Source organism: Pseudomonas sp. DCA-1 (assembly GCF_046523955.1).
Classification (GTDB): domain Bacteria; phylum Pseudomonadota; class Gammaproteobacteria; order Pseudomonadales; family Pseudomonadaceae; genus Aquipseudomonas; species Aquipseudomonas putida_Y.
The window spans coordinates 3,611,633-3,629,782 of sequence record NZ_CP169881.1 but is presented as its reverse complement, the minus strand read 5'-3'; the positions used below and the strand labels follow the sequence as shown (position 1 = coordinate 3,629,782).

The following is an 18,150-nucleotide window of genomic DNA, read 5'->3' as shown; positions in this document are numbered from 1 at the left end:
GTACTACAAAAAAATTGCAGTACAGGCGCATTTTTTTGAATTAGCCCAATCCCGCTGCGCCCGGCAGAATCTCCCTCACGAAACCCTGCGGTTTCCATCCTTCCACGGACGGAGCCCCTTGTGGTATTGCATGCGCAATACGAGGCCCAGGCCAGCTCGGCTGGGCTTTCTTTTTAATCAGAAAAACCAAAGATCCCGATTGCCCAAATGTCTGCCTCGCGTTCCGAAAGTCGTCTGCAGCGGCTGCTGCCGTCCCCCCTGAACATCCCCCCCAAAGAATGGTTGCGTGCCGGTATCGGTGCGCTACTTGGCCTTTTCCTCGCGGGCTGGCTGACCAGCATGGCCTATGGGCCCAGCATCGCCCTGCACTTGCTCGGCCCGCTGGCTGCTTCAGCGGTACTGGTGTTTGCCGTGCATTCCGGCCCATTGGCCCAACCTTGGCCGGTGTTGGGCAGCTACGCCGTGGCCGGCGCTGTAGGGCTGGCGATGCGCGAAGGCTTCGGCCCGGAGCTGTGGGTGGCTGCTGCGGCGCTCGGTATCTCGATCCTGGTCATGTGCCTGTTGCGCTGTCTGCACCCACCGGGTGGCGGGGTGGCGGTGAGCGCGGTGCTGGCCGACACGGGGTTGACTGCCATGGGCGATCACCTGCTGGAGCCGGTGCTGCTCAATGCGCTGATCCTGGTGAGCGTGGCAATCGCCTACAACCGCCTGACGGGTGTGCGCTACCCGAAAGGCGCGGTGCCGCGCAAAGACCTGCACCACACCCATGACCCGCTGCCCGGCGAGCGGGTCGGCATCCGCGGTGAAGACCTGGACCAGGCCCTGGAAGAGCTGGGCGAGTTTGTCGACGTCACCCGCGACGAGCTGGAGCGCATCATCCTTGCGACCGAGCAGCACGCCCTGCAGCGCAGCCTTGGTGGTATCACCGCAGCCTCGGTGATGTCCCGCGATGTGCAGTTCGCCACGCCTGATACCACGCTGGAGCAGGCGTGGAAAATGCTCGCCAGCCATCACCTGAAAACCCTGCCTGTACTGCAGCACGGCAAGCTTGTGGGCATCGTCAGCCTCAGCGACCTGGTTGGCCCGGCCATGCAGCGTGGCCGTTGCGGCTGGCGCGGCCTGTTCGGCCGCAAGGCAGTGCGCATGGCGCAAGTGATGAGCACGCGGGTTGTCAGTGTCAGCAGCCAGCACCCGCTGGAACGCTTGCTGCCTTTGTTGTGCGAACAAGGCCTGCACTGCTTGCCGGTGCTTGATGGCGACAAGCTGGTGGGGGTGATCACCCAGACCGACCTGATTGCCGGCCTCAAGCGCCAGTTGCTCAGCAAGACCGAGGCTTCAGATAACCGGGTCCCAGCGTTGTGACCAGTCGCTGGCGCCGGCAGCTACCAGCCGACGCAGGATGGCGAAGGCCTGTTGCAGGGCTTCGCTGTCGCGTTTGCGTGGGTACACCAGGAAGGTCGGGTAGGTGAACTCCGGTGCCTGCGGTACCCGCTCGAACACGCCGCTGTCCAGATAGGCCTGCACCACCCGCGTGCGGAAGTAGCCACTGCCGCCTTGGTCGAGTATGAACTGCAGGGCCAACGGGCCAAGGTTGAAGCTTAACGCCGGGCGCGCGCGGTCGGGCAGGGCCGCATCATGCTGGCGGCGGAAGGCCTCGCCCCAGTCGATGTAGATATATGGTTCGGGCCGGTCGACCCGGCGCACGCGAATCAGCTTCTCTTCCATCAACTGTTCCACCTGCAGTCCTGGGCCGTAGGTCGGCTGGTAGACCAGCGCGGCGTCCAGCAAGCCCATCTCGACCTTGCGCAGCAGCGATTCTCCATCGCTGACCTCGCTGCGGATGGCATGGCTGGGCAGTTCGCGGTGCAGGGCACTTACCCAGTCGAGCATCATCGGGTTGCCCAGGCTCACCTCGCCGCCCACATGCAGCACCTGCTGGCAACCTTCAGGCAACGGCAGGTCGCGGCGCGCGGCTTCCCAGGTTTGCACCAACTGGTTGGCATAACTGACGAACGCTTCGCCATCGCTGGTCAGGCTGGCGCCGCTGCGGCTACGCACGAACAGCTGGCAACCCAGTTGCTGCTCCAGGCGCTGCACGCGCGCGGTGATCGCGGTTTGTGACACGAACAGGCGTTCGGCTGCGGCGACCAGGCTGCCGCAACGCACAATTTCCAGGAAGGTACGGGCCTGATCGATGTCCATGGGCTGCTCGGTGTTTGAGGGGGTGCCTATTCTAGAGGCTTTGCACTGTTATGGGGCGTTATTGCGTTGTCTGCAAATTTGCAGGTCGGTTGTGACTTTAGTCCCATGGCAGGGTGGGTGTAGCGGTCCATACTCAAGTTTCGCCCTTCAATAACAACAAGTACCGGGTTTCTGACGACATGAGCTACCAGCACAGCTACGCCCATTCCATTTCCGACCCTGCCGCTTTCTGGGCGGAACAGGCCGCACACCTGGCCTGGCACCGCAAGCCTGCCCTGACCCTGCAAGACAACGCCGACGGGACCCACCGCTGGTTCGCTGATGGCCGCCTCAACAGTTGTTACCTGGCCCTCGATCACCAGATCGAGCAGGGCCGGGGCGAGCAGTTGGCGCTGATCTACGATTCGCCAGTGACCGGCGTGCAGCAGACTTACACCTACAACCAGTTACGTGATGAGGTAGCACGCCTGGCCGGCTTGCTGCGCCAGCTGGGGGTGAACAAGGGCGATGGGGTGATCATCTACATGCCCATGGTGCCGCAAGCGGCCATGGCGATGCTGGCCTGCGCGCGGATCGGCGCGGTGCATTCGGTCGTGTTCGGTGGCTTTGCGGCCAACGAGTTGGCCCTGCGCATCGATGACGCCCGCCCAACCTTGTTGCTGACGGCATCGTGTGGGCTGGAGTTCGACCGGGTCATTGCATACAAGCCGCTGGTTGACCGCGCCCTGCAACTGGCCCGGCACCAGCCGCGCAATGTGCTGGTGCTGCAGCGGCCGCAGGCGCACGCTGAGCTGCTGCCAGGCCGCGACCTGGACTGGCAGGCGGCCTTGGCCGGTGCCGAGCCGGTGGCGCCTGTGGAGCTGGATGCCGGCGACCCGCTATACATCATGTACACGTCGGGCACCACCGGGAAACCCAAGGGTATCGTCCGGGAAAACGGCGGCAATGCCGTGGCGCTGTGTTACGCCATGCGCCATATCTATGGCATGCAGGCCGGCGATGTGTGGTGGGGCATTTCCGACGTCGGCTGGGTGGTCGGCCATTCACTGATCGTTTATGGGCCGTTGATGAGCGGCTGTACCACGGTGTTCTACGAAGGCAAGCCGATCCGCACCCCGGATGCTTCGGCCTATTGGCGGGTGGTGGAGCAGTATCAGGTCAACGCGCTGTTCTGTGCACCTACGGCCATGCGCGCCATCCGCAAGGAAGACCCGGAGGGCGAACTGATCCGCAAACATGACCTCAGCTCGCTGCGGCAATTGTTCCTGGCGGGGGAAAAGCTGGATTCCAGCACCCATGAATGGCTGGAGCGGGTGAGTGGCAAGCCGGTGCACGACCACTGGTGGCAGACCGAGACCGGCTGGCCGGTCACCGCGCCTTGCGTCGGGCTGGAGGGCAGCGCGGCGAAGCCAGGGTCGAGCAACCGGGCGGTGCCTGGCTACAACGTTCGCGTGCTGGATGACGAAGGCCACTTGCTCGGGGCCAACCATCAGGGGGCGATCGTGATTGCCCTGCCATTGCCACCCGGTTGCAGTCAGACACTGTGGGGGGATCACGAGCGCTACCTGCAGGCCTATCTGCGCACGTATCCGGGTTACTACCACACGGGCGATGGCGGCTATCTGGACGATGATGGCTTCGTCTACATCATGGGGCGCACCGATGATGTGATCAACGTTTCCGGTCATCGCCTGTCCACCGGCGAAATGGAAGACCTGGTCGCCCGCCACCCGGCGGTCGCGGAGTGCGCAGTGATCGGCGTGCATGACGAGATCAAGGGCCAGGTACCGCTGGCGCTGGTGGTACTCAAGGATGGCGAGGGCATTGCCGAGGCGCAGTTGCTGGTGGAGCTGGTGGGCAGCGTGCGCGAGGAAATCGGCCCGCTGGCCTGTTTCAACCGGGTTCGGCTGGTGAAGCGCCTGCCCAAGACCCGTTCCGGCAAGATTCTACGGGCGGTGCTGCGCAAGATTGCCGATGGGCAGGATTATGTGCCGCCTTCGACCTTGGATGACCCGGCAGTGCTGGGCGAGATCGAAGCGGTGCTGGCGGATTTGCCCAGGGCGGGCTGATGGTTTGACCTCGATGGCCCTTTCGCGGGCGAAGCGCCTCCACCCGCGAAGGGGCCGGGCCTGCTGGCCAGTTTCCACCGGTCGTTCACCGTTGGCGCTGCCACCGTATTCGCGGGTAAACCCGCTCCTACACACGCATCGGTGGTTCGTAGGAGCGGGTTCACCCGCGAAAGGGCCGTCTCAGGCACTGCAGGCTCAGGGGGCAATCTGGTGCAGTTGCCCCAACCGGCTGCGGGTACGCATCAGGTCGGCCAGTGGGCCGCCCAGGCTCTCTTCCAGCGGTCGTTTACCGATCACAACCACCCGCCGATCCTGGTCATACAGCACATCTACCAGGTTGACGAAGCGCTGCTGAGCCGCCAGCGAACACTCCGAGAGGTCATCCAGCCCATCGATGACCCACTCGTCATAGTCCCTGGCCAGCACCAGGTAGTCGATGACCGCGGTGGCCTTCTCGCACAGATCGTCAAAACCAAGCACTACCCGTCGGCCATCGACGGCCAGCGCCCGCAGCGGGCGCTTGTTCACTTCCAGCATCACCGGGTGTTCGTTCGGCACGTTCAGCGCCTGGCGCTGCGCCGCATCACCCGGCCAGACATAATGGCCCTGGGTAAAACGCTGATGCTCGCGGTTGGCCGGCAAGCTGCGAAAATCAGTGTCGCCACCGACTTCGAGCACTTGCATCGAGCTGTTGATCAGGCGAATGACCGGCAGAAAACGCTCGTGATACAGCGGGTTGGGCAACAGCCCTTCGGGCGCATAGTTAGAGGTCACCAGCAGGTACACGCCACGGGCGAACAAGGCGTTGAACAGCCGGGTGAGCAGCATGGCATCGCCTATGTCATGCACATGGAATTCGTCGAAGCACAGCACCCGGCAGCCGCCCACCAGTTCGTCCAGCGTTGCGCCCAGCGCGTCGTCCAACGCCCGGTGGCGATGCATGCCCAGATGCAGGCGGGCAAAGAAGTCATGAAAGTGCAGGCGCAGCTTGGCGGCTATCGGCACGGCCTGGAAAAAGCCATCGAGCAGCCAGCTTTTACCACGGCCGACCGAGCCGTACAGGTACAGGCTGCGCGGTTGGCCTTGTTCAAGCTGCGTCAGTTGTTCGGCCATGCAGTGGATTACCCGCCGCTGACCGTCACTCAACTGATAACCGCGGCTGCGCGCCTTGTCCTCGAACCAGCCGAGCAGCTCGCTCTGTTGATTGGCGGTGCCGCGCAAGCGTTGGCCAAGCTGGCGCAGGGGGGTGGGGATCCAGGCAGACAAAAGCAACGCTCCTTGGGCGATGGTGGGGCAGCCTGCAGCTTGCCCGAGGGCGGCCATTTTGACTAATAGAGAAAGTGCCGGGCAATCATCACTTCTTGCGATAGGTCTGACCGCCTGTTGTACCTGTACGGGCTATGCCTTGCGCTCCAGTTGGCGCTCGATCATGTACTTCACCGCCAGGCGACGCTCCTTGAGGTGGCGCAGGTCTTCGTCGACGAAGTTACCGGCCGAAATCGATTCGGCAGCCAGCACCTGGTTGTCGATGTCCACGTACTCGTCCAGCAGGCGGTCCAGCGCCTTGTCCTGCTGGCGGCGCTGCTGGACGATTTCGCGCGGGTAGTGCAGGTCCTGGTAGAGGTCGTGAGAGACAGGCATGGGGTCCTCCTTGGTCAATGCAATGGGCTTACCTGATTGGAAGTGCGGAATGCGATTGTGTTGAAGCGAGGCAGGCGGAAACCGACGGACGGTCGCTGCACCAGAGCCGAAATGACTAACTCGCTGTTTTTTGGCAATTTTTTTTATCGGGGGGTTCACAGACCGAAAGTTTGTTGTTAAAGTGCCGCGCATTCCAAGACAACAACCCAGTTGTCACTCACTTGGAATTGTCAGAGCAGCAAATGCTGCATCCGATACAGGGGCGTCGCCAAGCGGTAAGGCAGCAGGTTTTGATCCTGCCATGCGTTGGTTCGAATCCAGCCGCCCCTGCCATTTTTCAGATTCAAACGTATTTCACCCAGTGCCAGGAAAGATGAGCACTGGGTTTTCGCGTTTGTGTAGTTTTACGCGCCACCGCGCCTCCTGAGCGCGGTTCGTGCCGTACCAGGTTACCCGGCAATCCCCAGCATTTCGTTCAGCGCCCTGGCCAGTTCATCAGCCTGCACCGGCTTCTGGATCACCAGGCTGCCCGGCAGTTCCAGCCCCTGCAGCTCCGCATAACCGGTAAGAAACACCACCGGCACGTGGGGGTACCGTTCGCGGGCCGCCAGCGCCAGTTGTGCACCGTTGAACTCGGGCATGGCGAAATCAGTCAGCAGCAGGTCGATATCGTCATCCAGCAAGGCCAATGCCTGTTCGCCGCTGTGCGCCTGGCGCACCTGGTAGCCGTATTGGCGTAACACATCACCCAGCATGTCGCGCACCAGATGGTCGTCGTCCACCAATAGCACCGTGCGGTTATGGCCGCTTTCGCTGATCGGCTGACTGAGCACTGCTGCTGCAGGTTCGTTCACCATCTCCTCTTTTACCGCTGGCAGGTATACCGCCACTTCGGTACCGCGACCGAGTGTGGTGTCGATGCGCACGCCGCCACCGGACTGCTTGGCGAAGCCGAATACCTGGGCCAGGCCCAGCCCCGAACCTTTGCCGATGTCCTTGGTGGTAAAGAAAGGCTCGAATACCTTGGCCTGCACGTCTTCGCTCATGCCGCACCCCGTATCGCGGATACTCAGCATCACGTACTCGCCCGGGTCCGGGTCTTCCGGGCGTTGTGGGCGCTTGTCGATACGGGTGTTGCGCGTTGTCAGGGTCAGTTGGCCGCCGTAGGGCATGGCATCGCGGGCATTGATCGCCAGGTTGAGGATGATCATCTCGGTCTGGGTGGGGTCGGTCAGTGCCTGCCACAGGGCCAGGTCAAGGTCCAGGCGCACCGAGACGTTGCCGCCCAGGGTGCGGCGCAGCAGCTCTTCCAGGCCGGCCAGGGTACGATTGAGGTTCAGCGGCACCGGCTCCAGACGCTGGCGGCGGGAGAAGGCCAGCAGTTGCGAGGTCAGCTTGGCGCCACGCTCGCCCGCCTCGCGGATATGGGTGAGGCGAGTACGGGCCTTTTCCAGGTCGGCCTTGGCCAGATCGCGCTCCAGAAAGCTGGCACCGGTGAGTATCACCGTCAGCAGGTTATTGAAGTCGTGCGCCACGCCAGCCGTCAGCTGCCCGACCGCTTCCAGCCGCTGCATCTGCTGCAGAGCGGCCTCGATGCGCTCGCGCTCGTTGATCTGTTCGCGCAGCCGGGCGTTGGCATCTGCCAGGCCCAGGGCGGCTTCGCGCTCGCTGGTGATGTCGCGTGCCACCACGTACAGCAGGGTGTCCTCCGGCACCACCACCCACGACAGCCAGCGTTGCTGGCCGCCGGCATGCAGAATGCGACCGACAAAGCGTGCGCTGGTGCGGCCATGGGAGAGGGCGGCCAGTTCGGTGAGTAACTGTTCCTGGTCGTGTTCCGGCAGCAGGTGCAGCAAGGAGGACTGGCTCAGGCGTTCGCGTGAGAAGCCCAGGCTGGCTTCCCAGGCGGGGTTCAGCGCGACCGGGGTCAAGTCTTTGTTCAGCACGGCCAGCAAATCTTGCGACAGCTCCCAGGCACGATCGCGTTCGCGGGTACGGCGCTCGACCCGCTCGCCGAGCATCTCGTTCAGCTGACGCAGCGCCTGGGTAGCCTGGCGTTGCGTGTGGATGTCCTGCAGCACGCCTGAGAAGCGAACGCACTGATCACCGACGAACTGGCTCTGGCCGCTGCTCAGCAACCAGCGGGGCTCCAGGCCATTGGGTTGCGCGATCCGAAACTCCACGCGGTAATGACCGTCGCTTTCCGGGCGCATGGCATGTTCCACCGCCTCGCGCACCAGTGGCAGGTCGTCGGGGTAGATGCCGGCGTAGAACACTTCAAGGCTCATTTCGGTGCTGGTGGGCAGGCCGAACAAGGTCTTGCAGCGGTCATCCCAAAGCAACAGGCCCTCTTGCGGGCGCAGGTCCCAGGTGCCCATGCCGGCGGCGTCGATGGCAATGCGAGCACGTGCTTCGACGTCCGCCAAGGCCTCTTCGGCGCGGCGACGGCGCTGGCGTTCCTGCACTTCGCTCAGGGCTCGGCGCACGGCTTTGGGCAGTAGTGGCAGGTTCTTCTTCAACACATAGTCGGTCGCGCCCAGGCGGATCATTTCCACCGCGTGCTCTTCGCCATAAATGCCGGACAGGAATATGAACGGAATATCGGGTGCCAGGCGTTGGGCGATGGCCAGCACTTCGGTACCAGACGAGCCTGGTAGCACGCAGTCACACAAGATCAGGTCGTAGTGGGCCTGGCGCAGGGCATGTTCGACACCCGCATGGTCGAACACCAGCTGCGACTGTACATGCAGCCCGCTGCGCTCCAGGCGCATCAGGGTCAGCTCGGCGTCCATCGAGCTGTCTTCGACCATCAGTAGTTTCAACGGCGTTTGATGCATCGTCGCGGCGGCCTCAGTTGCTACCGCGACGGTTCAGTCGCAGTGAGCCGGGTGGCGGTTCGTTTAGCACTGCCCAGAATACCCCGAGGTCGGAGATGGCGGCGACGAATTCCTTGAATTCCACGGGTTTGACCACATAAGCGTTTACCCCCAGCTCGTAGGCACGCAACAGGTCGGGCTCTTCGCGCGAGGAGGTCAGCATTACGGTGGGGATGCTGCGCAGTTCGGCAGTGGCGCGCACTTCCTTGAGCACCTCCAGGCCGTCGACCTTGGGCAGTTTAAGGTCGAGTAACAGCACGGCAGGATTGCCGTCATCGCGCTCGGCATAGACGTTGCGGCGCAGCAAGTAGTCGAGCGCATCGGCGCCGTCACGCAGCACGATGACCTCGTTGGCCAACTGGCTGCGCTCCAGGGCCAGCAGGGTCAGCTCCAGGTCTCGGGGGTTGTCTTCGACCAGCAGAATGGGCTTGAGCATGATGGTAGCGATGCCTCAGGTAACAGTGTTTCGGGGTAGGGTGAAGTGGAAGCTGGCGCCCTGGTCGATCTGGCCAGTGGCCCAGACTCGACCGTCATGGCGCTCGATGATGCGGCGTACGCTCGCCAGGCCAATGCCGGTGCCTTCGAAATCTTCCATGCGGTGCAGGCGCTGGAAGACGCCGAACAGCTTGTTGGCGTAGGCCATGTCGAAGCCCACGCCATTGTCGCGGATGCAGACCTCGGTTTCGCCGGGGTGCTGTACGGCACTGATGCCGATGCGAGCAGGGTCGCGGCCGCGGGTGTACTTGATGGCATTGGCTATCAGGTTGTGCAAGGCCATGTTGATGAATGCCGGGTCGCCGATCACCTTGGGCAGCGGGGCGATGTCCCAAACGATTGCGCGGCCTTCGTAATCGGGGGCCAGTTCGCTGCGAATGGCCTCGACCAGGGCGTTCAGGTCGACGTCTGACAGGCGCAAGGCCGAGCGGCCCATCTGCGAGAAGTTGAGCAGGTTGTCGACCAGGCTGCCGGCAAAATGCGCCGCCTCACCGATATGCTGCAGAAAGCGCTTGCCGCGTTCGCTCAGGCCCTCGCCTTCGATTTCGCCAAGCAGTTCGGTATAGCCGGCGATGTGCCGGAGCGGTGCGCGCAGGTCGTGGGAAACACTGTAGGAAAACGCTTCGAGCTCCTTGTTGGAGCGGCGCAACTCGCCAGCCAGTTGTGCCAGTTCTTCGGCCTTGCGCAGGACAATGCCCAGCACAGCGGTGCGCAGCTCCATCACACCCTCGATCACCAGTGGGTCCCACGCCTGACAATAGCCGCGCAGTTCTTCCTGCCAGCGTTCAAAACTGTGCCGCGGGTCGAGGGTGCCCTGTGGCCCGACCTGTTTGGTCGGCTGGCCGGCCCAGTTGACCGTGCGTATCTGCTCGGGACGGAACCACAGCAGGTAGTGCGAGTGGATCTGCGAGATGGCCACTGCCAGCACCCCGCCAGCGTGGTTTGCCAGCTCGGGTAGCTCAGTGATGTCGCGCCGCAGGTTGTCGCTGTGGAACACGCTGTCTTCGTCACGTTGGCCGAGCCAGTGCACCAGCGCCGTCACCTGTGCCTCAGGCGGAGTCTGGCCGATCAGGTCACAGCGCTCGGCCGAGATCACCGCCGCGCCCTGGGCGTCGGCAAAGGCCAGCAGCACGTGGGGCAGGTCGCGCAAGCCGTCACTGACACTGTCGTGGTCGGCCATGGACGAGATCATGCGTACGATGTGTTGGCGCAGCGCCAACAGCTTGCGCGTGCTGGTGTGGGACTCGCGGGACTCCACCTGCAACGACAGCACGCTGGCCAACAGTTCGCAGGCCGTGCGGGTGCGCAAGTCCACCGGGCGTGGCTGCTGATGGTGGCAGGAAATCAGCCCCCAGAGCTCGCCGTCGACCACGATCGACAGTGACATCGAGGCCAGCGTGCCCATATTGCGCATGTACTGCAGGTGCACGGGCGACACGCTGCGCAGTACAGCGAAACTCATGTCCAGCGCCTTGCCGGTGCGTGGGTTGGTAGCAGGCAGCAGTGGCGAGGGCTGATAGTTGGCATCTTCGATCACGCGGATACGGTTGACCCGGTACAGCTCGCGCGCCTGGCGCGGGATGTCCGCAGCCGGGAAGCACAGGCCCGCGTAGCTGGGGTAGCCCGGGTCGGCTACCTCGGCCAGCACCTGGCCGTTGCCTTCGGCATCGAAACGGTAAGCCTTGACGCGCCCAAACCCGGTGATGCGCTTGAGCTGCAACACCGTTTGCTGCAGCAGGTCTTCGATACTGCTGGCCAGTTGCAGACTGGCGACAAAGCTGCGGACCAACGGGTAATAGTCGCCTTGCCCGGCCAGGTCTGCTGGCAGGCGGGGTGGTTCGAACTCGGCAATCAGCACCTGATCGTGGCAGTGGACCAGCAAGTGCAGCAGGGCACTGACGGGTGCGCCCTGGCGCAAGCACACGTCGCCAATGTGGAATGGGAAGACTTCATCTTCGGGAAGCCGTGAGAGGTGTGCGTGCAGGTCAAAGCCATCGTGAACCAGGTCGGAGAAGTGGCAACCGATCAGTTCACGGGCTGGCAAGCCCAACCAGTGCTCGACATTTTCACTGGCCTGCAGTACGCACAGGTCGGTGGCATCCAGCACCAGCAGAAAGCCGTGAGGCTGGATGCTGCCCGGAACCTGGATCGGTTCCTGGGCACAGCGCTCCATGGCGTCTGCCAGTGAGTTGTCTGCAGTCATGATTGAAAAAGCTCCTGTCATGTCCGTCCGTGTACGGCACAGGTGTCTGGCGCAGGACGAGTACGATTCACCCTAACAGAATCCCGGCCCATTTACCGGCTCCTGGCCATTGGAGGCACGGGTTGGCCATGGGTTCTGTGCAGCACAGGCTTTTTTTGAGGCAACGATACCGCTTTGTCGCTAATACAAAAAAATGGCTTTATGCCACTTCGCTTGTGCCGCCTCACTGCTACGCTCAGTTCAGGACGTCTCGATAAGGATAACAAGGTGACGGAGCGCATGCTGGCCGCGCTGTTCGGCCTGTTGTTCAGCGGCAGTACCGTGGCTGCGGATTTTCTCGTGGAAGTGCGGGTGCTGGTGCAGCGTGGCTGCATGCTGGTCACCCAGACCCGCGATGCGGGAGCCCAGGCCCTGGGGCGAATCGACCTGGGTGCGACGGCGCGCCTGGATGGCCCTGGCGCTCCCTTGAGCGGCGTGCTGCTGAGCCAGCACCCGCCGCGCCTTGAGTGCAACCCGGATACGCCCTATCAGGTGCGCGTCGATGGTGGCCAGCATGGTGGCGTCGGCGAGCTGCGCTACCTGGCCAGCCACGACCGCACGGCGCGGCCCATTCCTTATCGCTTGTACCGTGATGCTGCCTGGCGTGAGCCTCTGGCGGTAGGTGTAGCCCTGTCGGCGCGTGTGCCGGGCAGCGGTTCGGTTGAATTGCCGTTGTACGCACGTATCGACAAACTGGCCTGGGTGCCGGATGCAGGGGTTTATGCCGACCTGCTCAAAGTCACCGTCACCTGGTAGGGACGCCACCATGCACAAGGACGCCCGGCCATGAACCGCACTTCGATCCTGTTGCTCACCCTCGGCCCGCTGCTGGTCCCCGGTAGTGTGGCGCATGGCAGCACCACCGGTTTCATCCAGGCGCGGTTGGTGATCAGCGCGTCTTGCCAAATCAGCAGCAACGAGACGCAACCGGCCGTGCTGGGTGATCCAGGCGTAATGGACTTTGGCGAGCGCGGCCCGAACTGGAACCAACCGTTACGCAGCCAGGTGGACGAAGTGGGTGGAGAGGGCAGCCTGCAGATCAGTTGCACGCCTGAAGTTCGGGCCTTCAACGTGCGTATCAATGGTGGACTCTATGGCGACGATGGCATACGCCGCCTGAGCAACGGCCGTGAACTGATTCCTTATCAGCTGGCGGTCGACCCAGGTGGCAATAGCCGCTACGGCATCGGCCAGGTGCGGGCCTTCACCATTCGCAGCAGCCAGCAAGTACCGATTCCCATCTACGGTGTGGTAGTGGCGCAACCGCGTGCGCTGCCGGCCGGGCTTTACCGCGACACCCTCAGAGTGACCCTGGACTGGTAACCACGCAAGGAGACTCCGATGCGAACGAACCTTTCATATTGCGTCCTCGCAGGCCTGGGCCTGGCGTTGGCTTCCCAGGCCCAGGCGGCCACGGTGACGGGGAGTATCAGCTCGACCCTGACGCTGACTGCGGCGTGCCAGGTCAATGGCACGTCGGGCACGTCGGGGCTTAACTTCGGTGCCTTGGACTTCGGTACCCAGGATGCCTTGTTCGTTACCGCCGATGCCCAGGTGCTGGGAGGCGGAGGTGGCGCCATGAGCATCCTGTGCTCGGCAGGTACGGTGCCTGTGATCAAAGTGCGTGCCGGCCTGCATGACGGCCAGTCGAGCGGCGGCACCCGTGCGCTCGCCGATGGTTCTGGCAACTTTGTACCGTATGACCTCTATACCGACGCTGGGCGTACGGCGTTGCTGGCGGTCGACGACACCATCACCCTGCCGACCAGTACCGGCGCCGCTCAAACGGTCAACCTTTACGGCAAGGCCGTCGGCAAGGCGGGCCTGCCTGCCGGGGTCTACAGCGACACGATCTCGGTCGAGCTGTCGTTCTGATCCATGCGCGGCTGGCTGGCAGGAGGCCTGACTGGCGTCAGCATGTTGTTGACCGCCCCGTTGGGGGCAGTGACCACCAGTACCTTCACGGTGACGGCGCAGGTTGTCGCCGGGTGCCTGGTGGTAGGCGGTGTCACCAGTTACGGCACGCTCGATTATGGCTCGCAGTCGGCGCTGTCCACGGGGCTGCTCAGCACATCCCTGGGGGGTTCTACCGTGACGTTCCAGTGCACGCCGGGCGTGGCCATGAGCATGAGCCTGGACGGCGGGCAAAACAGTACCAGTGGCACACGCAACCTGAAGCGCACCAGTGGTGCGCAAGTGCTGGCCTACCAGTTGTACCGGGACGCGGCCTATACCCAGGCTTTGGGCATCGGCCAGAGCGTGGCGGTGAGCTATTCCGACCCGACGGCGATCAAGCTACCAGTGTACGGGCGGGTTCAGCTGACCGGCACGCAGCCGGCGGGGACCTACACCGATGTGGTGCAAGTGACGGTGACCTGGTAACTGCCAGCACCACCCATGACAAGTGTCTAAGGAGAGCTGCATGCGGGCAGGCGCGAAGTGGATGCGTGGATTGACTGGATTGTTGTCGCTGGCAAGCCTGCCGGCCTGGGCGGCCACTTCGGTGCTGATCTGGCCGATCGACCCGGTGCTGGAGGCCGACCAGAAGGCAGGTGCGTTGTGGCTGGAAAACCGTGGCACTGCACCGGCAAACCTGCAGGTGCGGGTATTCGCCTGGCGTCAGGGTGATTATAAGGAGCAGTTCCAGGCGCAGCGCGAGATTATCGGCAGCCCGCCGGTCGCCAACATCGCTCCCGGGCAGAAGCAGTTGATCCGCCTGACCCGTACCGGCCCTTCACCCGCCGGCCAGGAGCAGGCCTACCGCATCATCATCGACGAGATTCCGCCCGCCATCCCGGTCGACAAGGCTGAGCCTGGCGCGACGGCGGCCATTCGTTTGCAGATGCGCTATTCGGTGCCGCTGTTTGTCTATGGCGAGGGGCTGTGGGGCAAGGCCGACCCTGAAGGCAAACGCAACGCCGAGGGGGTGGGCAAGCCGCAGCTCAGTTGGCGCCCGGTGACGGTGCAAGGCAAGCCCTACATTGAACTGCGTAACACGGGCCCGGTACATGCGCGGCTGACCGATGTGGTCGTGCAGCAAGGCCGCCAAAGCAAGCCACTGGCTGAAGGCCTGCTGGGTTATGTGCTGCCGGGTGCAAGCATGCGCTGGCCGGCCCCCGTGGCATCCGACAGTGGCAGCGTGCTGAAGGGCAGGGTCAATGGTCAGCGCTCGGCGGACGCCATCCGCCAAGGCCAATGAGCCAACGACCGAATGCAGGGCAGGCGTCAGGGAGGACCCGGCAATGGTTGGAAACCGTGTGTGAAATGGCTCCCGGCGACGACGTGCCGCTGGTGCCTGGGGCTGACCATGGCCAGCTCCGCGCTGGTGCTGGCCGACGACTTGCCCCCACCGCCCACGGAGATGTCCGCCATCGCCGAGGCTACCCTTTACCTCGACCTGGTGGTGAACCAGATGCCCAGGGTTGACTTGATACCGGTGCAGCAGCGGGCCGGGCGGTTGTTCCTGGACAGCGACGTATTGCGTGCAGCCGGCGTTTCGCTGCCGGGCAACCCCCAGGGGGAGGTGGCCTTGGACAGCATCGCGGGGCTGCACACCGACTACGACAGTCAGAACCAGCGCCTGCTGCTGCAGGTGCCGCCGGCCTGGTTGCCAGACCAGCAAGTGGGTGATCGCAACCTTTACCCGGCCAGCGATGCGCGCAGCAGTTTCGGCGCCCTGTTCAACTACGACCTGTATCTCAACGACACCGATGAAGGTGGCACCTACCTGGCCGCCTGGAACGAGCTGCGCCTGTTCGACAGCTGGGGTACCTTCTCCAGTACCGGCCAGTGGCGCCAGTCTTTCAATGGCGCACAGGCGGACGATACGCGGCGAGGCTTCATGCGTTACGACACCACCTGGCGCTTCACCGACGAGCAGCGCCTGCTGACCTACGAAGCCGGTGATTTTGTGACGGGCGCCTTGCCCTGGAGCAGCTCGGTGCGAGTGGGTGGGGTGCAGCTGTCACGCGACTTCGCTGCGCGCCCGGATCTTGTCACTTACCCCTTGCCTGCGTTCGCCGGCGAAGCGGCGGTGCCCACGTCGCTCGACCTGTTCATCAACGGTTTCAAGTCCAGTACCACTGAACTGCAGCCAGGCCCGTATACCCTGACCAACGTGCCGTTCATCAACGGCGCCGGGGAGGCGGTGGTGGTCACCACTGATGCCCTTGGCCGGCAGGTGTCGACTACCTTGCCGTTCTATGTCACCAGCAGCCTGCTGCAGAAGGGCCTGTCGGACTACTCGGTGGCCGCCGGCAGCCTGCGCCGTGATTACGGCGTACGCGATTTCAGCTATGGGCCGGGTATCGCCTCAGGTAGCCTGCGCTATGGGCTCAGTGACATCTTCACCCTGGAAACCCACGCCGAATCGGCTGAATCGCTGGTGCTGGGTGGGCTGGGTGGCAACATGCGCGTGGGCAACTTCGGCGTGCTCAACGCTGCCTTGGCGCAAAGCCGGTTCGAGGGCGACAAGGGCCATCAGGTCGCCCTTGGCTACCAGTACAACAGCCAGCGCATCGGCTTCAGTTACCAGCGCCTGCAACGCCATGGCGACTATGCCGACCTGAGCCGGGTGGGCTTCCCGGATATGCAGCTGAGCAAAAGCAGCGAACAGGTCACTCTCAGCTTCAACCTGAACGAGTACGGCAGCATTGGCGCTGGTTACTTCGACGTGCGCGCCGGTGACGGGACGCGTACGCGGTTGATCAACCTGAGCTACAGCAAGCCGCTGTGGGGCGGCAGCAGTATGTACCTGTCGGCCAACCGTGAAGTGGGTGACAGCCAGTGGGCGGTGCAGGCGCAGTTGGTGATCCCGTTCGACCTGCACGGCACCCTGGCGCTGAGCATGGAGCGCAGCAATGAAGGCGAGACCCTGCAACGGGTCAACTACAGCCGTGCGGTGCCAGCCGGTGTCGGCGTCGGTTACAACCTGGGCTATGCCGCAGGCAGCGACCGTGATGCCTATCGCCAGGCCGACGTCACCTGGCGCCTGCAATCGGTGCAATTGCAGGCCGGTGTGTATGGCAGCAGCGGCGACATGACCCGCTGGGCCGACGCCAGTGGGTCTCTGGTGTGGATGGATGCCGGCGTGTTCGCCGCCAACCGTATCGATGATGCCTTCGTGGTGGTCAGTACCGCAGGTTACGCCGATGTGCCGGTGCGTTATGAAAACCAGGAGATCGGCCGCACCGATGCCAAGGGGCACTTGCTGGTGCCTTACAGCAGCGGTTACTACCGGGGCAAGTACGAGATCGACCCCATGAACCTGCCACCGGATGTCCTCGCACCGGACGTTGAGCAGCGTGTAGCGGTGCGACGGGGCAGTGGCTACTTGCTGGAATTCCCCCTCAAGCGTGTCATGGCGGCCAGTGTCGAATTGGTGGATGGCAACCAGCAGGTGCTCAAACTGGGTAGCCGTGTCACCCACGCAGAGAGCGGCACCCTGGCGGTGGTGGGGTGGGACGGGTTGGTGTACCTGGAGAACCTGTCGTCGCATAACCACCTTCAGGTAGCGCTTGACGGGGGTGGAAATTGCGAAGTGGAGTTCGATCTGCCTGAAGCACAAGGCTCGATCCCTCTGATTGGTCCGCTGGTGTGCCGATGAAGGCTTGGTTGCGCGGCCTGGGGGCGAGCGTGCTGCTGTTGCCGAGCGCTTCGGCCTGGGCGCTTTGCTCGTCGGTGGCCACGTTGCCGGCAGCGTTTGGCAGCCTTAATTCAACGCAGGTTCGCAACACCGTACAGACGGCTTCCAGCCTGAACTCCGGGTTGCAGTGCACCGGCTCACTACTGACCTTGCTCAGCAGCGGTGATCACTTCTACGCCACGATCACGCCCGCCTCGGGTGGGCTGGTCGGCCCGACAGGCGATGTCATTCCCTACACGCTCTATGCCGACAACACCACCCGCTACCCGATTACCCGGGGTGTGGCCTACGACTTCGCCCGCAACGGTATCCTCGACTTGCTGGGGCTGCTCGGCGGTACCACGCCCAAGGCGGTGCCGATCTACATGCGCACCCAAATTGGCAGCAATGTCGCGGCCGGGTTGTATCAGGAGGCCCTGACCGTGGCCTGGAGCTGGGATTATTGTTCGGGTATTGGCGCGTTGGGGATATGCCTTGGGCGTGACACCGGCTCGGGTAGCCAGATCTTGAACGTGAGCCTGACGGTGACCAACGATTGCCAGATCACCACCCCTGACATCAGTTTCGCCAGTGCGCCGGTGGTGGCGGGGTTCGGCACGGTGAGCCAGGGCATAAACGTGTCATGCACCAAGGGCAGCAGCTACACGGTAGGGCTGGATGACGGGCAGAACGTTTCCGGTGGGCGGCGGCGGATGAAGTCTTCGGCCAACAACTACCTGGCCTATGACATTTTCAAAAGTGCCGGGACCGTGCGCTGGGGGGCGTCAGGGGCTGCCAGGCGTTCCAGTACGGATGCCGACATCAACCCCGGCGTGGGTACCGGCACGGGTAGCCAGGTGTTCAACTACAACGCCAAGGTCTATACCGATCAGGCGACACCGCCGGCTGCGACCTATACCGACAGTGTGATACTGGATGTGCAATTCTGAACCTGTCGTCCTTCCGGTGGTTCATACCCCCTGAAGGAGCCGCCGTGTGTCG

General features: G+C 63.4%; 15 protein-coding genes and 1 tRNA gene. 10 read left to right on the top strand and 6 right to left on the bottom strand.

Annotated features, from left to right (window positions below):
* Nucleotides 1-207: 207 nt before the first annotated feature.
* The gene (locus ACE4QZ_RS17105) at nucleotides 208-1,362 is read left to right on the top strand and encodes an HPP family protein (RefSeq protein WP_021782869.1); all 1,155 of its coding nucleotides are present in this window, start codon (nucleotides 208-210) and stop codon (nucleotides 1,360-1,362) included.
* On the opposite strand, the gene ACE4QZ_RS17100 is transcribed toward ACE4QZ_RS17105, so the two are convergent.
* Entirely contained in the window at nucleotides 1,336-2,202 is an 867-nt protein-coding gene (locus tag ACE4QZ_RS17100; RefSeq protein ID WP_021782868.1) for a LysR family transcriptional regulator, read from the bottom strand. The genes ACE4QZ_RS17105 and ACE4QZ_RS17100 overlap by 27 nt on opposite strands.
* A gap of 179 nt (nucleotides 2,203-2,381) precedes the next feature.
* Between ACE4QZ_RS17100 and ACE4QZ_RS17095 the strand changes: the two genes are divergently transcribed.
* Nucleotides 2,382-4,271: a propionyl-CoA synthetase gene (locus tag ACE4QZ_RS17095; RefSeq protein ID WP_021782867.1), complete on the top strand. Its 1,890-nt coding sequence runs from the start codon at nucleotides 2,382-2,384 to the stop codon at nucleotides 4,269-4,271.
* A 195-nt stretch (nucleotides 4,272-4,466) separates the two neighbouring features.
* On the opposite strand, the gene zapE is transcribed toward ACE4QZ_RS17095, so the two are convergent.
* Together zapE and ACE4QZ_RS17085 are read right to left on the bottom strand one after the other, a co-directional pair.
* Nucleotides 4,467-5,537: a cell division protein ZapE gene (gene zapE / locus ACE4QZ_RS17090; protein ID WP_021782866.1), complete on the bottom strand. Its 1,071-nt coding sequence runs from the start codon at nucleotides 5,535-5,537 to the stop codon at nucleotides 4,467-4,469.
* A 132-nt stretch (nucleotides 5,538-5,669) separates the two neighbouring features.
* The gene (locus ACE4QZ_RS17085; RefSeq protein WP_020193386.1) at nucleotides 5,670-5,912 is read right to left on the bottom strand and encodes a hypothetical protein; all 243 of its coding nucleotides are present in this window, start codon (nucleotides 5,910-5,912) and stop codon (nucleotides 5,670-5,672) included.
* Nucleotides 5,913-6,170: 258 nt separating this feature from the next.
* Between ACE4QZ_RS17085 and ACE4QZ_RS17080 the strand changes: the two genes are divergently transcribed.
* A tRNA-Gln gene (locus ACE4QZ_RS17080) sits at nucleotides 6,171-6,245 on the top strand.
* A gap of 116 nt (nucleotides 6,246-6,361) precedes the next feature.
* On the opposite strand, the gene ACE4QZ_RS17075 is transcribed toward ACE4QZ_RS17080, so the two are convergent.
* From ACE4QZ_RS17075 to ACE4QZ_RS17065, 3 genes are read right to left on the bottom strand one after another with little or no spacing between them, the layout of a single operon-like run.
* On the bottom strand, nucleotides 6,362-8,749 hold the full coding sequence (locus ACE4QZ_RS17075) for a response regulator (RefSeq protein ID WP_410480095.1): 2,388 nt from the start codon (nucleotides 8,747-8,749) through the stop codon (nucleotides 6,362-6,364).
* A 13-nt stretch (nucleotides 8,750-8,762) separates the two neighbouring features.
* Entirely contained in the window at nucleotides 8,763-9,224 is a 462-nt protein-coding gene (locus ACE4QZ_RS17070; protein WP_021782864.1) for a response regulator, read from the bottom strand.
* 15 nt (nucleotides 9,225-9,239) lie between these two features.
* Complete coding sequence (locus ACE4QZ_RS17065) at nucleotides 9,240-11,486, bottom strand: ATP-binding protein (RefSeq protein WP_021782863.1); 2,247 nt, start codon at nucleotides 11,484-11,486, stop codon at nucleotides 9,240-9,242.
* 267 nt (nucleotides 11,487-11,753) lie between these two features.
* On the opposite strand from ACE4QZ_RS17065, the gene ACE4QZ_RS17060 reads away from it, so the two are divergent.
* The 7 genes from ACE4QZ_RS17060 to ACE4QZ_RS17030 all read left to right on the top strand — a co-directional run bounded on the left by ACE4QZ_RS17060 (nucleotide 11,754) and on the right by ACE4QZ_RS17030 (nucleotide 18,098).
* Complete coding sequence (locus tag ACE4QZ_RS17060; RefSeq protein WP_021782862.1) at nucleotides 11,754-12,281, top strand: spore coat U domain-containing protein; 528 nt, start codon at nucleotides 11,754-11,756, stop codon at nucleotides 12,279-12,281.
* Between the two features lie 30 nt (nucleotides 12,282-12,311).
* Nucleotides 12,312-12,848: a spore coat U domain-containing protein gene (locus tag ACE4QZ_RS17055; protein ID WP_021782861.1), complete on the top strand. Its 537-nt coding sequence runs from the start codon at nucleotides 12,312-12,314 to the stop codon at nucleotides 12,846-12,848.
* 18 nt (nucleotides 12,849-12,866) lie between these two features.
* Nucleotides 12,867-13,400 carry a spore coat U domain-containing protein gene (locus ACE4QZ_RS17050; protein ID WP_021782860.1) on the top strand — a complete coding sequence of 178 codons (534 nt, stop codon included), beginning with the start codon at nucleotides 12,867-12,869 and terminating at the stop codon, nucleotides 13,398-13,400.
* 3 nt (nucleotides 13,401-13,403) lie between these two features.
* Nucleotides 13,404-13,907: a spore coat U domain-containing protein gene (locus ACE4QZ_RS17045; RefSeq protein ID WP_021782859.1), complete on the top strand. Its 504-nt coding sequence runs from the start codon at nucleotides 13,404-13,406 to the stop codon at nucleotides 13,905-13,907.
* 40 nt (nucleotides 13,908-13,947) lie between these two features.
* Nucleotides 13,948-14,724 (top strand): molecular chaperone, encoded by a 777-nt coding sequence (locus ACE4QZ_RS17040; protein WP_021782858.1) that lies wholly within the window; start codon nucleotides 13,948-13,950, stop codon nucleotides 14,722-14,724.
* Between the two features lie 108 nt (nucleotides 14,725-14,832).
* Nucleotides 14,833-17,130 (top strand): fimbria/pilus outer membrane usher protein, encoded by a 2,298-nt coding sequence (locus ACE4QZ_RS17035; protein WP_021782857.1) that lies wholly within the window; start codon nucleotides 14,833-14,835, stop codon nucleotides 17,128-17,130.
* On the top strand, nucleotides 17,127-18,098 hold the full coding sequence (locus ACE4QZ_RS17030; RefSeq protein ID WP_021782856.1) for a spore coat protein U domain-containing protein: 972 nt from the start codon (nucleotides 17,127-17,129) through the stop codon (nucleotides 18,096-18,098). Before ACE4QZ_RS17035 ends, ACE4QZ_RS17030 begins: the two co-directional genes overlap by 4 nt.
* Nucleotides 18,099-18,150: the final 52 nt, after the last annotated feature.

Coding starts and splice junctions, on each gene's coding strand:
- ACE4QZ_RS17075 (WP_410480095.1), bottom strand. CDS start 8,749: ATGCATCAAACGCCGTTGAAACTACTGATGGTCGAAGACAGCTCGATG.
- ACE4QZ_RS17035 (WP_021782857.1), top strand. CDS start 14,833: ATGGCCAGCTCCGCGCTGGTGCTGGCCGACGACTTGCCCCCACCGCCC.
- ACE4QZ_RS17030 (WP_021782856.1), top strand. CDS start 17,127: ATGAAGGCTTGGTTGCGCGGCCTGGGGGCGAGCGTGCTGCTGTTGCCG.
- ACE4QZ_RS17100 (WP_021782868.1), bottom strand. CDS start 2,202: ATGGACATCGATCAGGCCCGTACCTTCCTGGAAATTGTGCGTTGCGGC.
- ACE4QZ_RS17095 (WP_021782867.1), top strand. CDS start 2,382: ATGAGCTACCAGCACAGCTACGCCCATTCCATTTCCGACCCTGCCGCT.
- ACE4QZ_RS17040 (WP_021782858.1), top strand. CDS start 13,948: ATGCGGGCAGGCGCGAAGTGGATGCGTGGATTGACTGGATTGTTGTCG.
- ACE4QZ_RS17045 (WP_021782859.1), top strand. CDS start 13,404: ATGCGCGGCTGGCTGGCAGGAGGCCTGACTGGCGTCAGCATGTTGTTG.
- ACE4QZ_RS17050 (WP_021782860.1), top strand. CDS start 12,867: ATGCGAACGAACCTTTCATATTGCGTCCTCGCAGGCCTGGGCCTGGCG.
- ACE4QZ_RS17055 (WP_021782861.1), top strand. CDS start 12,312: ATGAACCGCACTTCGATCCTGTTGCTCACCCTCGGCCCGCTGCTGGTC.
- ACE4QZ_RS17105 (WP_021782869.1), top strand. CDS start 208: ATGTCTGCCTCGCGTTCCGAAAGTCGTCTGCAGCGGCTGCTGCCGTCC.
- ACE4QZ_RS17085 (WP_020193386.1), bottom strand. CDS start 5,912: ATGCCTGTCTCTCACGACCTCTACCAGGACCTGCACTACCCGCGCGAA.
- ACE4QZ_RS17065 (WP_021782863.1), bottom strand. CDS start 11,486: ATGACTGCAGACAACTCACTGGCAGACGCCATGGAGCGCTGTGCCCAG.
- ACE4QZ_RS17070 (WP_021782864.1), bottom strand. CDS start 9,224: ATGCTCAAGCCCATTCTGCTGGTCGAAGACAACCCCCGAGACCTGGAG.